Origin of the sequence: Burkholderia sp. Ac-20384, assembly GCF_017104605.1 — a bacterium.
Classification (GTDB): domain Bacteria; phylum Pseudomonadota; class Gammaproteobacteria; order Burkholderiales; family Burkholderiaceae; genus Burkholderia; species Burkholderia lata.
Map to the genome: position 1 here is coordinate 1 of NZ_JAAGPE010000095.1, position 14,733 is coordinate 14,733.

Sequence of the window (14,733 nt, forward strand, 5' to 3'; positions counted from 1 at the left end):
CGCGACGAACATGCGCCACGGCGACTGGCCGCGCGGCAGGTCGTCGGCGCCTGCTTCGGTCGGCGCGGTCCACATCTTCCACGCGAGGAACAGCAGGTACGCGACGCCGAGCAGCTTCAGCACGATCGGGCCGTCGACCCGCACGCCGCAGCCGCTCACGGCGACCCGTTGCGCGTTGTCGAACTGGTCGTGCGCGAACGGTGTGACGACCTGTGCGATCCCGGCTTCGAACGCGAGCGCCGCCGTGCCGACCCCGCCGTGATGCACGAGCGCGCGGCAGCGCGGCAGCAGCGTGCGCATCGGCACGAAGCGGCGCACGAGCAAACGGTCACTGTCCGGCGCCGCATCGTCCGGCGTCAGCAGGATCCCGCGCGCGCCGGTCGCGCGCAGCGCGTCCGCCACCGCGCGCGCGTAGGCCGCGTGATCGACGCGTGTCGAACCGGCCGTGAACACGACCGGGGGTTCACCGGCCGCGAGATACGCATCGAGTGCCACATCTTCTTCAGGGGTCGCAATATCGTTGAACAGCGGGAAACCGCTTTGCAGGTGATTCGACGGCCAGTCCGGCTGCGGCGGCGCGAACCAGCCGGGAAACAGGCACAGCACGCCGTCGGTCGAATGCAGCCAGCGGCCCAGCACGCGCCGCGCGGGCGCGAGCCCGAGATCGCGGCGCACCGCGTTGAGCGCGGGGCCGCACGCGCGATCGAGCACCTGGCGCTCGATCAGCGTCATCAGCGCCGCCTTCACGGGCAACGGCCAGCGCGCGGGAATCGTCAGGCGCGGGTGCGTCGGCGGCGCATGCGCGGACAGCAGCGTCGACGGCGATACCTGCACCGACACGTAAGGCGTACCGTGCAGTTCCTGCATGAAACGCGCGGAGAACGCCCACAGCGTGCCGACGAGCACCGTGTCGCCGTCGGTCAGCGCACGCAGCGCGTCGTAATGCGGGCGCAGCGTCGGTGCGATCACCTGCCACAGCGTGCGAAACGACGTGCGCGAATCCCACAACGCAGGGTTCGCCATCGCGGCCTCGTATTCGGCTGCCGTACCGATCGGCACGAACGCGAACCCGCAACGCCGCACGGTCGCCTCGAACGGCGCATGCGTGCAGAACACGACGTCGTGACCGCGCGCCGCGAGCGTGCGCGCGACGCCGAGCAGCGGATGCACGTCGCCCGCCGAGCCGATCGCGGTCACGATCATCTTCGCCATCGCGCGCCTCGCGGGGTTCAGTAGAAGCCGGGAATCAGCGCCGCGACTTCGCGGCGGTACTGCGTGTACGCCGGCCCGAAATACCCGGTCAGCCAGCTTTCCTCGACGCGCACCTTGTACGCGAGCGACGCGAACACGAGCAGCACGCCGATCGCGCCGCGCCATTCGCCGCCGATCAGTGCGGCGCCGACCAGCGCGATCAGGCAGCCCGTATAGATCGGGTGACGCACGAGCCCATACGGCCCCGTGCGGACGAGCTCATGGTCTTCCTTCAGCGTGACCGACACGCTCCAGTTCGTGCCGAGGTGCAGCCGCGCCCACACCGAGAACAGCAGGCCGGCCACCAGCACCGCGAGCCCGCACTGCGCCTGCAGGCCGAAGCGCTGCCAGTCCGGCACGAGCGCCTGCCACGACGGATCGGGCAGGATGATCAGCGCGCCGCCGACGATCAGCGGAACCGACTGCAACGTGCGCGAGCGCGACGCTTCCTTGCGCACGGTCGTCTTCACGCCTTGCGAAGTGGCGATCCAGTAGGCGAGCCACGCGGCCCACGGTACGACGATGGCGATGGTCTGAACGATATTCACGGCTGGCCTGCCTCGTTGGGATGGGAATTCGGGAGCGCCGCGCGGTCCGCACGCACGGCGTGCGGCGTCACGACGACAGCGCGTGCATCGGTGCGGGCGCGCACGCCTGTGCGGCGGCAAGCGCGATGCCGGCGGCGAGCGACGACCCGCCGCAGAAAAAGTCGAGCAACGCCGAGCGCGTGTATTCGCGCTGCGCGCGGCCTTCGATGTCGAGGAAGTGGCCGGCGTCCGGCACCGTCGCGAACCGTGCGCGCGGCACGTGCGCGCCGAGCTGGCGCACGTCGGCGGGCGTCGTGTATTCGTCGCGCTCGCCGTTCAGGAACAGCAGTTCGCAGCCGATGTTCGAGAACTCGCTGAAGTAGCGCTCGGGCTGCAGCGACAGGATCTGGTCGACGTGGAACGCGACCTGGTCCTGCTCGTCGCGCGGCAGGCGCGTGAGATAGCGGTAGTTGTACAGCTTCATGATGCGCGGCAGGTAGCGTCCGACGGTATCGTTCAGCAGCTGCGCGGCCTTCAGGTTCTCGCCGGCCGCGATGTGGTCGCGGGCGCGCGTCACGTAGTCGACCATCGCGTCGTTCAGGAACGGCGAGAACGAACAGATCGCCGCGCGCCGCACGCTCGGGCAGCCGCGTGCGAGCGCGAACAGCGACGCGACGCCGCCCCACGACACCGACACGAGGTACGCCGGCGCGAAGCGCTCGACCAGGTGCTGCAGGATCGCGGCTTCGTCGTCTTTCGTCAGGATGAAGCAGCCCGGGTTGTGCTGGCGCGACTGCCCCGCATACGGCAGGTCGAAGCAGATCGTGTTGATCCGCTCGCCGAGATACTGGACGGTCTGCCCGAACGACGCGGTCGTCGCGAGGGCACCGTTGACGAGCATCGCCGTGTCGAACGCCGGGTCGAACACGTTCCGTTCGACGTAGACCTTCAGACCATTCGGCAGCGGGACCACGTGTTTTTCGGTCAGCATCGTCGTTCTCCGGTGGATGCGGCGTCTCGACGTCGCGGCATGCTGCAGGTGCGCAATGACTGCGCCGGTTTTCGCGCGCAATCCGAATCGCGCTGTTGGCCAATGCACCGCGGCAATACCGGCGGCATCGATTCATTCCTCGTAGTGCGGCGCCATACTAATACGGACAATATTACTTACTCAAGTCATTCCAACGATACCCTCTACTCGGTCAGGAAATGCGGCAGATTCAAATTATTCGCTGATTTTTTATGGTAAGCGGAATTCCTTCGAGGGTGATCGCAATCGTTTGCGGAGCCGCAGTCGATCCCCGTTTAATCCCAATATATCCATTCATAATCAATACGTTATGTAGTTTCATTCGCTTATTTAAAACGGATTTCCATGAATGAATCGTGACGTCGTTTCGCGAACCGACTTCCGTGCTTAACCGAATATCACACAGCTCAATACTCTTTCATTCCGTAATCGCATCGACACTCGCAACGATTAACCGGATTGATCGCTCTCTTCAGAAAGCGTTTTAAACAAACTCCAGCATTTTTAATCATCTTTCAATTATTTTTCCGCACCTGCACAACGTGCGATCGAGGGCCTCGTTCACCGGCCGGGAACCCGCCTCCGCCGTCAGACCCCGATTTTTTGTTGATTGAACGATCAATAAAAAACCGCTAAGCTCTCGACTTCCATGGACGGCCCGTCCGGGCGAAAGGAGTCGCGATGCCGAAAGTCGGAATGCGGGAGATTCGCCGCGCACAGTTGATCGACGCCACGCTGCGGTCGATCGACGAAGCGGGCCTGCCCGGCACGACGCTCGCATCGGTCGCGCAGCGCGCGAACATCTCGACGGGCATCGTCAGCCACTACTTCGGCGACAAGGACGGCCTGCTCGAAGCCACGATGCGGCACGTGCTGCGCGACCTGTGGTCCGCCACCACGCACCGCCGCGTGGCGGCACGCAAGGATCCGCGCTCCCGGTTGCGCGCGATCGTCGCCGCAAACTTCGACGACACGCAGGTCAGCGCGCCCGTGATGAAGACATGGCTCGCGTTCTGGTCGCAGAGCATGCACGACCCGATGCTCAAGCGCCTGCAGCACGTCAACACGCGGCGCCTCCATTCGAACCTGTGCGCCGAATTCGCGAAGGCGTTGCCGCGCACCCAAGCACGCGAAGCCGCCAGCGGCCTCGCCGCGCTGATCGACGGCCTGTGGCTGCGCGGCGCACTCGCCGGCGGCCCGATCGACACCCGGGCTGCCTTGAAGCTCGCTCACGATTACATCGACCTGCTGCTCGCGTCCGACTGACGCGTCACGCAGTCGCCCTCAAGGAGATCCTCATGTCCGTATTCGGTTTGCAGCGCCTCTACATCGGCGGCGGTTACGTCGACGCCACGAGCGGCAAGACTTTCGACACCTTCGATCCCGCCACCGGCGAACTGCTCGCGCAGGTGCAGCAGGCCAGCGCGGCCGACGTCGACCGCGCGGTCGCGTCCGCCCAGGAAGGCCAGCGTGAATGGGCCGCGATGACCGCGATGCAGCGCTCGCGCATCCTGCGCCGCGCCGTCGACCTGCTGCGCGAGCGCAACGACGAGCTCGCCGCACTGGAAACGCGCGACACGGGCAAGCCGATCGGCGAGACGCTCGCGGTCGACATCGTCACCGGCGCGGACGTGATCGAGTACTACGCGGGCCTCGCGACCGCGATCGAAGGGCTGCAGGTGCCGCTGCGCGCCGAGTCGTTCGTCTACACGCGCCGCGAGCCGCTCGGCGTGTGCGCGGGCATCGGCGCGTGGAACTACCCGATCCAGATCGCGTGCTGGAAGACGGCCCCCGCACTCGCGGCCGGCAACGCGATGGTGTTCAAGCCGAGCGAAGTCACGCCGCTCACCGCGCTGAAGCTCGCGGAAATCTATACGGAAGCCGGCGTGCCGGCCGGCGTGTTCAACGTCGTGCAGGGCGACGGCTCGGTCGGCGCGCTGCTGACGGGCCACCCTGACATCGCGAAGGTGTCGTTCACCGGCGGCGTCGAAACCGGCAAGAAGGTGATGTCGCTGGCCGGCGCGTCGTCGCTGAAGGAAGTGACGATGGAACTCGGCGGCAAGTCGCCGCTGATCGTGTTCGACGACGCGGATCTCGACCGTGCGGCCGACATCGCGGTGACCGCCAACTTCTTCAGCTCGGGCCAGGTCTGCACGAACGGCACGCGCGTGTTCGTGCATCGCTCGATCAAGGATGCATTCACGCAAAAGGTGCTCGAACGCGTGAAGCGCATCCGCGTTGGCAAGCCGACCGATGCCGACACCAACTTCGGCCCGCTCGTATCGGCCGCGCAGCTCGACAAGGTGCTCGGCTTCATCGAGAGCGGCAAGGCCGAAGGCGCGAAGCTGCTCGCGGGCGGTACGCGCCTCACCGACGGCCACTTCGGCAGCGGCCAGTACGTCGCGCCGACCGTGTTCGGCGACTGCCGCGATGACATGAAGATCGTCCGCGAGGAAATCTTCGGGCCGGTGATGAGCATCCTCGATTTCGAATCGGAGGACGAAGTGATTGCCCGCGCGAACGACACGCACTACGGCCTGGCGGCCGGCGTCGTGACCGAGAACCTGTCGCGCGCGCACCGCACGATCCATCGCCTCGAAGCCGGCATCTGCTGGATCAACACGTGGGGCGAATCGCCGGCCGAGATGCCGGTTGGCGGATACAAGCAATCCGGTGTCGGACGCGAGAACGGCATCACGACCCTCGAGCACTACACTCGAATCAAGTCGGTGCAGGTCGAGCTCGGCCGCTACAACCCGGTGTTTTAAGGATCACGAAAGGAGACTGACCGTCATGACGACACGCGAATACGACTACATCATCTGCGGCGCAGGTTCCGCGGGCAACGTGCTCGCAACGCGCCTGACGGAAGATCCGGACGTGACGGTGCTGCTGCTCGAAGCCGGTGGCCCCGACTACCGCTTCGACTTCCGCACGCAGATGCCGGCCGCCCTCGCCTACCCGCTGCAGGGCCGCCGCTACAACTGGGCGTACGAAACCGACCCCGAGCCGCACATGGACAACCGCCGGATGGAATGCGGCCGCGGCAAGGGGCTCGGCGGCTCGTCGCTGATCAACGGCATGTGCTACATCCGCGGCAACGCGCTCGACTACGACAACTGGTCGACGCACAAGGGCCTCGAGAACTGGACGTATCTCGACTGCCTGCCGTACTTCAAGAAAGCCGAAACGCGCGACGTCGGCCCGAACGACTACCACGGCGGCAACGGCCCCGTGTCGGTCACGACCAGCAAGCCGGGCGTGAACCCGCTGTTCGAGGCGATGGTCGATGCGGGCGTGCAGGCCGGCTATCCGCGCACGGATGACCTGAACGGCTATCAGCAGGAAGGCTTCGGCCCGATGGATCGCACCGTCACCCCGAAGGGCCGTCGCGCCAGCACCGCGCGCGGCTACCTCGACCAGGCGAAGGTGCGGCCTAACCTCGAGATCGTCACGCACGCGCTCGCCGATCGCATCCTGTTCGACGGCAAGCGCGCGTCGGGCGTCACGTACCTGCGCGGCAGCGAACGCGCGACCGCGCATGCGCGGCGCGAAGTGCTCGTATGCAGCGGCGCGATCGCATCGCCGCAACTGCTGCAGCGCTCGGGCGTCGGCCCCGGCGCGTGGCTGAAGGAACTCGACATTCCCGTCGTGCTCGACCTGCCCGGCGTCGGCCAGAACCTGCAGGATCACCTGGAGATGTACATCCAGTACGAGTGCAAGGAGCCGGTCTCGCTGTATCCGGCGCTCAAGTGGTGGAACCAGCCGAAGATCGGCCTCGAATGGATGCTGAACGGCACCGGCCTGGGCGCGAGCAACCACTTCGAGGCGGGCGGCTTCATCCGCACGCGCGACGACGATCTGTGGCCGAACATCCAGTATCACTTCCTGCCGGTGGCGATCAACTACAACGGCTCGAACGCAATCGAGATGCACGGCTTCCAGGCGCACGTCGGCTCGATGCGCTCGCCGAGCCGCGGCCGCGTGAAGCTGCGCTCGCGCGATCCGAACGACCATCCGAGCATCCTGTTCAACTACATGGCGGAAGCACTCGACTGGCGCGAGTTCCGCGACGCGATCCGCGCGACGCGCGAGATCATGCGGCAGCCCGCGCTTGATCGATATCGCGGCCGCGAGCTGAATCCGGGTGCGGACTGCAAGTCCGACAAGGAACTCGACGCGTTCGTGCGCGCCCGCGCGGAGACCGCGTTCCATCCGTCGTGCTCGTGCAAGATGGGTTACGACGACATGGCCGTGGTCGATGAAGAAGGTCGCGTGCACGGGCTCGAGGGCCTGCGCGTCGTCGATGCGTCGATCATGCCGATCATCACGACCGGCAACCTCAATGCGCCGACGATCATGATCGCCGAGAAGATCGCGGACAAGATTCGCGGGCGCAAAGCGCTTGCGCGGGTGGATGTGCCTTACTTTGTTGCGAATGGGGTGATGGCTCGTAACATCGCGAAGGCTGTGCGGCAGCCGGAGACGGTTTGACGACGGCGGGAGATTACTAAGACGGGCATGGCTGGGAGACGCGGAAGTCCGCTGTATCCCAGCCATGCCCGCTTGAAGACGCTCCTCTTCCCGGTCAGTAGCGATGCGCTGCGTGCTTGCGGTAAATCACTTCGAGCACGCAGCGCATCGACATCCTTATCGACCCCGATCGTGCTTGTCGGTTGTAGGATAGGATTGTCCTGACATTTACCTCGATCTGCTTTTCGAAACCGGCCGCGTCTGTCGGTTGCAAGGTGGGATCGTCCTCAGTCGTGCTCATAGGTAGTTGCTCGGCTTTAGCGTCAGGAAATGGGCGTGTGAATCGGTTGCCCCTTGGCATCGACCAACTCACAGCCGCGCTCACCGGCATAGCGGTAGAAAACGTCCGTACGGGATTTGACCGGCGTCGTATCGAATTCGCTCAGATCTGCATCCGGGGCGCACAAGCGTTCCACCTCTTCGGGCCAGCGATAGGCGGCCATCTTGCGTGTCACCCACCAGTCGATTAGTGGCCCCGTCGCGCACCAGTAGAGTAGACGCACAAAGGGACGACCGGCATATAAGTCCCACCAATCCGCGTTCGGTGTACTAGTCGGAAAGCCGCTCGGTTTGTGTACACGACCGAGCCTGCACAATTGATCATCGGGCTGAATCGCTTCCAGGCCATGCTCCATGTAGCGGCGGATGAATTCGAGGCGATTCAAATTAGCCCCAAATATAGTGCCATCTCGAAAGGCGAAATCGCCTTCTAAATCAAATGGCTCGCTATAACGTTTACGAATGAAGGCCTTGGATAACCCACTACCAAATCTCAGATTTGGCTGAGGGAAATACAGATGAAGGCGGAAGCGACCATTCAATGTTTGTCCAATTTGAGTGAACGGCCTTACATCCCGCCACCTCAGATGCAGTGTCTGATCACCCCATGGAATGTGCACGAGCTGCGCCTGACGGTTGAAGCGATGCGACGGCGACGTCGCTCCCAAAGCCGCAAGTCGAAATATGAATCCGTAAGCAAATAGAAAAACAAAGTAAGTCAAAGCAGACTGCACAACATCAACAAAAGTAATTACTTTATCATTCCCTCCAGTCGAAAATAGTGAATACAAGACTGCCACAAGTGTGAGGTGATGTGCAAGTGCGAAGAAGTACATAATCAACGAGCACTGCCCCCGCAAAAAATCCGGTTCGATGTAGCGTTCGTTAAACATACTCGAATCCGACATATCGTCAGAAAAGCAAACTCTGGATGGCCACATCGCCATCGTAATTCCGGGCAAGCCTATATGGTCGCTTCGAATGCGTAGCGCCTCAATCTGCTTTTCGAAACCAGCCACATCTGTCGGTTGCAGGGTGGGATCGTCGTGAGTCGTACTCATAGGTAGTTGCTCGGCTATTGCGTCAGGAGACAGTCACGTGAATTGGTTGCCCCTTGGCATCAACCAACTCATAGCCACGCTCGCCAGCGTAGCGGTAGAAAACATCCGTACGGGATTTGACCGGTGTCGTGTCGAATTCTCTCAGATCTGAATCCGGGGCGCACATGCGCTCCACTTCTTCGGGCCAGCGATATTCGGCTCTCTTGCGTGTCACCCACCAGTCGATCAGCGGTCCTGTCGCGCACCAGTAGAGCAGGCACATAAAGGGACGGCTGACATACAGGTCCCACCAATCCGGATTCGGCAGACTCCCAAGGAAACCGCTCGGCTTGCGCATGCGCCCGAGCCTACGCATTTGCTCGTCAGGCTGAATCCCTTCCAGGCCGCGCTCCATGTAGCGACGGATGAACTCAAGACGATCCAGGTTGGCCCAAAAGGTCGTGCCATCGCCTGAAGCAAAGTTGCCTCCTATATCGAACGCCTCACTGTATCGCTTACGAATATAGTCCTTAGATACTTTGTGGAAAGTGCGACGGGGTTGCGGAAAACAAAGCCGAAGACTGAAGCGACCATTCAACGTCTGACCAATTTTTGTAAACGGGCGCACGTCGCACCATCTAAGATGGAGTATTTGATCGCCCCAAGGCAAATGTATAAGTTGGGCCTGCCGATTGAATCGCATTGAGGGGGAAATTGCCCCCAAAAAACAAATCCCAAAAAAATACCCCAACAGCACCAGGAAAAATGCATAGAAAAGAGCACCAGGGAGAATGGCTGCGAGATAATTTCCTCGAACGAGGCGCGCCACTACATCATCGTCAATTAATCCATATATGACTAATGCAAGAATGAAATGATGCATCAAAGCACAGAAATACAGGACCATTGAGCATTGCCCGCGCCAGAAATCCGGCTCGATATAGCGCTCATTAAACATGCGTGAATCCGACACGTCATCTCGGAAACATACACTAGGCGGCCACATGGCCAGCGTGATGCCTGGCAAGTCGATATGGTCGCTTCGAGCACGTAGCGCCTCAATCTGCTTTTCGAAACCAGCCGCGTCTGTCGGTCGCAGGGTGGGATCGTCCAGAGTCGTGCTCATGGGTAGTTGCTCTGCTTTAGCGTCAGGAAATGGGCATGTGAATCGGTTGCCCCTTGTCATCGACCAATTCATAGCCGCGCTCGCCGGCATAGCGGTAGAAAACATCCGTCCGGGATTTGACCGGCGTCGTGTCAAAGGCACTCAAATCCGCATCTGGCGCACACAAGCGCTCCACCTCTTCGGGCCAACGATAGGCGGCTTTCTTGCGTGTCACCCACCAGTCGATCAACGGTCCTGTCGCGCACCAATAGAGTAGACGCACAAAGGGACGACCAACATACAAGTCCCACCAGTCCGGGTTGGGTGTACTGGCCGGAAAGCCGCTTGGCTTGTGCACATGGCCGAGCCTGCGCAACTGATCATCGGGTTGAATCGCCTCCAGACCGTGCTCCATGTAGCGACGAATGAACTCGAGGCGATCTAAGTTAGCCCAGAAGGTCGCTCCATCGCCTGAATCGAAATGGCTGTCCACATTGAATGGATGGCTGTAGTAACTACGAATAAATTCCTTTGAAACACTTCCAAAAATCTGCCGTGGCTGAGGAAAATACAGGCGCAAATTGAAACTACCACTCAAGCTTCGCCCAATTTCCGTAAATGGTCGCACTTCACGCCAATTCAAAGTCAAAACCTCCCCCTTCACCCCAACCATGTGGATAATCTGCGCCTGTCGGTTGAACCGCGGAGGATAAGATACTGCACCAATGAAGCAAAACCAAAAAAAATATCCCAACAGAATCAAAAAAAATGCATAGAATAAAGCACTAGGAAGAAACGCTGCAAAATAGCTCCCTCTAGCAAGATGTTCCACGACTGAATCATCAAATAATCCATAGACAACCAAGACAAAGACGAAGTGATGCATCAGCGCGCAGAGATACAGAACCAATGAACATCGTCCACGCCAGAAGTCCGGTTCGATGTAGCGCTCGTTAAACATACGCGGATCGGACACGTCGTCGCGGAAACACACGCTGGGCGGCCACATGGCCAGCGTGATTCCAGGCAGTCCAATGTGATCGCTTTTTGCTCGCAGCGCCTCAATTTGCTTTTCAAAGCCGGCTGCGTCCGTCGGCTGTGGGGTGGGATCATCCTGAGTCATGCTCATAGGTAGTTGCTCGGCTCTCGCGTCAGGAGATAGGCGTGTGAATCGGTTGCCCCTTGGCATCGACAAACTCATAGCCGCGCTCACCGGCATAGCGGTAGAAAACATCCGTACGGGATTTGACCGGTGTCGTATCAAATTCGCTCAGGTCTGCATCCGGCGCACACAAGCGCTCCACCTCATCCGACCAGCGATACGCGGCCTTTTTACGTGTCACCCACCAGTCAATCAGTGGCCCTGTCGCACACAAGTAGAGCAACCGCATAATGGGACGACTGACATACAGGTCCCACCAGTCCGGATTCGGCAAACTCCCAAGGAAACCGCTCGGCTTACGCACACGACCGAGTCTACGCATTTGCTCGTCAGGCTGAATCGCATCCAGGCCGAACTCCATGTAGCGGCGGATGAATTCGAGGCGATCTAAATTTGCCCAAAAGGTTGTACTGTCACCTGAAGCAAAATTACCACCCACATTGAATGGCCGACTGTAATATCTACGAATAAATTCTTTTGATACATTCAAAAACATTTGTCGAGGCTGAGGAAAATAAAGGCGCAACTGAAAATAACCATTCAAACTTTGCCCCGTCTCCGTAAAGGGACGCACATCACGCCAATTCAGGTTCAAAACCTCGCCTTTTATTCCAGGCACGTGGATAACCTGCGCCATTCGATTGAATCGAAGTGTCGAAGTGGTTGCCCCGAGAAAACAGATCCAAAAAAAATATCCCAAAATCAGCAAGAAGAATGCATAGAACAGTGCACTAGGAAGTAGCGCAGCAAGATAGTTTCCTCGAGCAAGGTTCGCCGCCACCGAATCACCAAATAATCCATAGATGACCAAAGTAAGAATGAAGTTGTGCATCAGTGCGCAGAAGTACAAGACGAGTGAGCATCGTCCGCGCCAGAAATCCGGCTCGATGTAGCGCTCGTTAAACATGCACGGATCAGACACGTCATCGCGGAAACATATACTAGGCGGCCACATCGCCAGCGTAATACCGGGCAAATCTATATGGTCACGTTGAGCGCGTAATACCTCGATCTGCTTTTCGAAACCGGCCGCGTCTGTCGGTTGCAGGGTGGAATCGTCCCGAGTCATATTCAAAGATAATTGCTTTCGATCAGTTTGCGCTGCGGTTCGGTAAAATCGTTTGGCCAATATTCGACTGCCGTTCGGCCAACCAATGTATCGCTCGACAACGTGAGAACGCCGACACCCGCCTGCTCCACCACCAGATTTGGATCGTTATACGTAGCAACACTCCCAAATGCGCCATGAACCTGCTTCAACTCGTATTTGCTGACCTGTGATTTCCACCCCGGGAAAGTGACCGTTATACGACGCAAATCCCCCAACCCCGGAATCGTCAATGTCCCGATGGTATTGAGAACCTGCACATCGGTCGTAATGGTTGGATTGAGGCATAATTCATAGAATGCTTGCAGTTCCGCATCATCGCTTTTATATGGCTCTAGCCGTGTGCGATCGAAGTAGCTACTGTTGCGCCGGTTACCCCAAATACTACGGGCGATCCACTCGGTCACCGCTTGTTCAGCGGCAACGCGATCATGCATGACGCGAGCTACTGAGTAGAGGCCATCAAGCACAAGCAATGTCCAACCTAAGGGGCCGGTGCCCATTCCTACGACTGCAAGTGGAACGCGGGCAACCGCAACACCAGATCTGGCAAGGTGGACAAACAAATCCAGTCGCACCTTTCCAAGGACATAGAGGCCGCCAAAGGTCGCCGCTGTTCCTGCAACCGCGCTGCTAACAACACTCCAGGCGGCGGCCCCGCCTTTCTCGGGGCCTCCTGTTGCGGCATAAAAGTCCCTGCCGGCCATAACCAACGCCGCAACCGCTGCCACGCCAATCGCCTGCAGTTCCAATCGCTTCGCCAATTCAGAAAGGGAGTCAGCTTTTGCCGTTTGACCTGCCTCCCTTGCCAAATCCGCCAACCGATTCTGATAAACCTGCGCCATAAACAAACCGCTCGACCCAAGTCCAAGCACCTTCCCGCCCGCATCCAACGCATTCGCCAAAGTCAACCCATCCTCTCTACCCAATGCATTGAAAGTCACCGCCGCGTTATAAGTGGACACCATGACAGCAAGCCCGCCGATGCCCACACGCGTGTTATGAGCGCGCTGAAGCTTGGCAGATACGTCGGCCGTCTTACTCAGTTCCTGCTGCACGTCGCGCGTCTCGTACAGCGCGATCATCTCGTTGGCCTTATGGGCAACGGTGCTCGGTCGGAAACCTTCTCCCCCCTGGATTCCTAATTTATCGCGCACCCAAGTGCCCGCCTCCTTCAGCTTCACAGGTTTGGCGACGGCCAATTCGCCATCGAGTGCTTCCAACGCAGGACGGTATGCACTCGTCCAGAATTGCGCCGGACTACGCAATTTTCTCCTGGCCACCAGCGCGCCAATCATGGCACTCAGTTGCTGCGACGATGCATCCGCCGGAATCGACTTCAACACGGCCTGCGCACGCTCGATCGCTGTGTCATTGACGAGACCACCGGCCACCGCTGTGCTGTTACGCCAATCCACCCAATCACCGACTAACGGATGTCCCAGAACAAGATCGCGCAACCACCCCGTCAACCCATCCTTCGTCACGCAAGTGTTCAGATACGCTTCGCCCTTCGGAAGATGGACCAGTCCGGTCAATGTGCACGCACCAACCTGACGCCTATCGATGAATTGCTCGATATCCTTACTTTCGTACAGCGTCAGCAGTGCCTGGTATGCGCGCTCGACCGACTGAAAAACCTCCCACAAATCCGCTGCCGCGACATCCACTGCTTTTTGAAGACTGGCCAACCGCTTCGGATGTTGCTCGATAAACGCGTTGTAAGCCCGGATGTTGGCAAAGCGCATACGGCTGGCGTAGGCGTCTTTACCGCGCTGAATGTGATAGTCCGCATGCGTCCTGATACCCCCGACCGTCACACTTCTCACCGCTTCGTCGATCGCATGCTGTCGTGCCGCCTCGGCAAGCGACTTGATCATTTCCCACACTCTCAGCTTGCGCGCGGCCTCCGTCACGTACGGCATTTGATCCTGAAGCGCAGCACCCACCAACTGGTTGAGGTCCATCAACATACCCACCGGATCGGGTAGCGCCACGGCAAGCAGGTCGACGTTCTTCTCGGGCAGTGCCGCAACGCGCATGGCATCCGCGACGGGCTGCCCGGGCGCCTTCTTCGGCATGCTGACGCTCCAGGGATAAACCTTTCCGGATAGCTCCGGCAGCGCCTGAGGCAGTTGATCCGCGCCAAAGCAGTGTGCTTGCTTGCCGCCGATTGGCTTGATCTCGCGCATCAGCAGTTTTCGCTTTGCGGCGTCACTTTCCAGGTCGTACAGCGCGCGATGGCTGAGCATGCTGTCGCTGACCATCAGCCATACCGATCCGCTTGCCTGCTTCTTGGGAACGAGTACATAGGGGCGGTCGCTGCCGCCATCGATTCGCGCATGGCGGCCCGGCACCTCAACCTGATAGTCCTTCTCCGTCCACCATAAGACGATCAGGCGCCCATTCTCGAGCACCTGGTATTGCCGGGTCCACATCCGCCCGTTCTCGAAATAGCAGAGATAGAGGAAACCGTTCGGGCGCAACATACGAAGGCCCTGCTGTTTGTCGCCCGAGAGCACCGGATACGGGCTAGTCAGCGCCGTACCCGGGTGGCAAGGGGCTTCCGCCACCCCATATCGCAACGGATAAATGGGCAGCCCATGCTCACAAGGCGGCGGAGAGATCGCTTTGCCGCATCGCTTCTCGCTGGGATGGTCCGGGCTGAGCGCCTTTTTGTACTGGCTTGCCATGATCA

General features: G+C 60.1%; 11 protein-coding genes. 3 read left to right on the forward strand and 8 right to left on the reverse strand.

Features of this window, described 5'->3' with window-relative positions; translation table 11 throughout:
* The 3 genes from G3O00_RS19210 to G3O00_RS19220 form a co-directional block, all read right to left on the reverse strand.
* Positions 1 to 1,212 (reverse strand): nucleotide disphospho-sugar-binding domain-containing protein (locus tag G3O00_RS19210; RefSeq protein ID WP_241025222.1); only part of this gene is annotated, 1,212 nt, incomplete at its 3' end.
* A 17-nt stretch (positions 1,213 to 1,229) separates the two neighbouring features.
* Positions 1,230 to 1,799: an isoprenylcysteine carboxylmethyltransferase family protein gene (locus tag G3O00_RS19215; protein WP_011354166.1), complete on the reverse strand. Its 570-nt coding sequence runs from the start codon at positions 1,797 to 1,799 to the stop codon at positions 1,230 to 1,232.
* A gap of 67 nt (positions 1,800 to 1,866) precedes the next feature.
* Positions 1,867 to 2,769, reverse strand: a complete 903-nt coding sequence (locus tag G3O00_RS19220) for an alpha/beta hydrolase (protein WP_011354165.1) — start codon at positions 2,767 to 2,769, stop codon at positions 1,867 to 1,869.
* A gap of 720 nt (positions 2,770 to 3,489) precedes the next feature.
* On the opposite strand from G3O00_RS19220, the gene betI reads away from it, so the two are divergent.
* Genes betI through betA form a run of 3 tightly spaced genes read left to right on the forward strand, consistent with a single transcriptional unit; the run spans position 3,490 to position 7,302 of the window.
* Positions 3,490 to 4,074 carry a transcriptional regulator BetI gene (betI, locus tag G3O00_RS19225; protein ID WP_011354164.1) on the forward strand — a complete coding sequence of 195 codons (585 nt, stop codon included), beginning with the start codon at positions 3,490 to 3,492 and terminating at the stop codon, positions 4,072 to 4,074.
* Between the two features lie 32 nt (positions 4,075 to 4,106).
* Positions 4,107 to 5,576 carry a betaine-aldehyde dehydrogenase gene (betB, locus tag G3O00_RS19230; protein ID WP_089448234.1) on the forward strand — a complete coding sequence of 490 codons (1,470 nt, stop codon included), beginning with the start codon at positions 4,107 to 4,109 and terminating at the stop codon, positions 5,574 to 5,576.
* Positions 5,577 to 5,601: 25 nt separating this feature from the next.
* Complete coding sequence (gene betA / locus G3O00_RS19235; protein WP_174931250.1) at positions 5,602 to 7,302, forward strand: choline dehydrogenase; 1,701 nt, start codon at positions 5,602 to 5,604, stop codon at positions 7,300 to 7,302.
* A gap of 302 nt (positions 7,303 to 7,604) precedes the next feature.
* Here the strand turns inward: betA and G3O00_RS19240 are convergent, their stop codons facing one another.
* Genes G3O00_RS19240 through G3O00_RS19260 form a run of 5 tightly spaced genes read right to left on the reverse strand, consistent with a single transcriptional unit; the run spans position 7,605 to position 14,728 of the window.
* Positions 7,605 to 8,681 carry a hypothetical protein gene (locus tag G3O00_RS19240; RefSeq protein ID WP_206143974.1) on the reverse strand — a complete coding sequence of 359 codons (1,077 nt, stop codon included), beginning with the start codon at positions 8,679 to 8,681 and terminating at the stop codon, positions 7,605 to 7,607.
* Between the two features lie 22 nt (positions 8,682 to 8,703).
* On the reverse strand, positions 8,704 to 9,786 hold the full coding sequence (locus tag G3O00_RS19245; protein ID WP_206143975.1) for a hypothetical protein: 1,083 nt from the start codon (positions 9,784 to 9,786) through the stop codon (positions 8,704 to 8,706).
* A gap of 22 nt (positions 9,787 to 9,808) precedes the next feature.
* Positions 9,809 to 10,894 (reverse strand): hypothetical protein, encoded by a 1,086-nt coding sequence (locus tag G3O00_RS19250; protein ID WP_206143976.1) that lies wholly within the window; start codon positions 10,892 to 10,894, stop codon positions 9,809 to 9,811.
* Positions 10,895 to 10,916: 22 nt separating this feature from the next.
* Positions 10,917 to 12,002 carry a hypothetical protein gene (locus tag G3O00_RS19255; protein ID WP_206143977.1) on the reverse strand — a complete coding sequence of 362 codons (1,086 nt, stop codon included), beginning with the start codon at positions 12,000 to 12,002 and terminating at the stop codon, positions 10,917 to 10,919.
* On the reverse strand, positions 11,999 to 14,728 hold the full coding sequence (locus tag G3O00_RS19260; RefSeq protein ID WP_206143978.1) for a toxin VasX: 2,730 nt from the start codon (positions 14,726 to 14,728) through the stop codon (positions 11,999 to 12,001). Before G3O00_RS19260 ends, G3O00_RS19255 begins: the two co-directional genes overlap by 4 nt.
* Positions 14,729 to 14,733 lie beyond the last annotated feature (5 nt).

What these genes read in the sequence shown, in the direction of transcription:
- G3O00_RS19220 (WP_011354165.1), bottom strand. Translation starts at nt 2,769, where the DNA reads ATGCTGACCGAAAAACACGTGGTCCCGCTGCCGAATGGTCTGAAGGTC.
- betI (WP_011354164.1), top strand. Translation starts at nt 3,490, where the DNA reads ATGCCGAAAGTCGGAATGCGGGAGATTCGCCGCGCACAGTTGATCGAC.
- betB (WP_089448234.1), top strand. Translation starts at nt 4,107, where the DNA reads ATGTCCGTATTCGGTTTGCAGCGCCTCTACATCGGCGGCGGTTACGTC.
- betA (WP_174931250.1), top strand. Translation starts at nt 5,602, where the DNA reads ATGACGACACGCGAATACGACTACATCATCTGCGGCGCAGGTTCCGCG.
- G3O00_RS19240 (WP_206143974.1), bottom strand. Translation starts at nt 8,681, where the DNA reads ATGAGTACGACTCACGACGATCCCACCCTGCAACCGACAGATGTGGCT.
- G3O00_RS19245 (WP_206143975.1), bottom strand. Translation starts at nt 9,786, where the DNA reads ATGAGCACGACTCTGGACGATCCCACCCTGCGACCGACAGACGCGGCT.
- G3O00_RS19250 (WP_206143976.1), bottom strand. Translation starts at nt 10,894, where the DNA reads ATGAGCATGACTCAGGATGATCCCACCCCACAGCCGACGGACGCAGCC.
- G3O00_RS19260 (WP_206143978.1), bottom strand. Translation starts at nt 14,728, where the DNA reads ATGGCAAGCCAGTACAAAAAGGCGCTCAGCCCGGACCATCCCAGCGAG.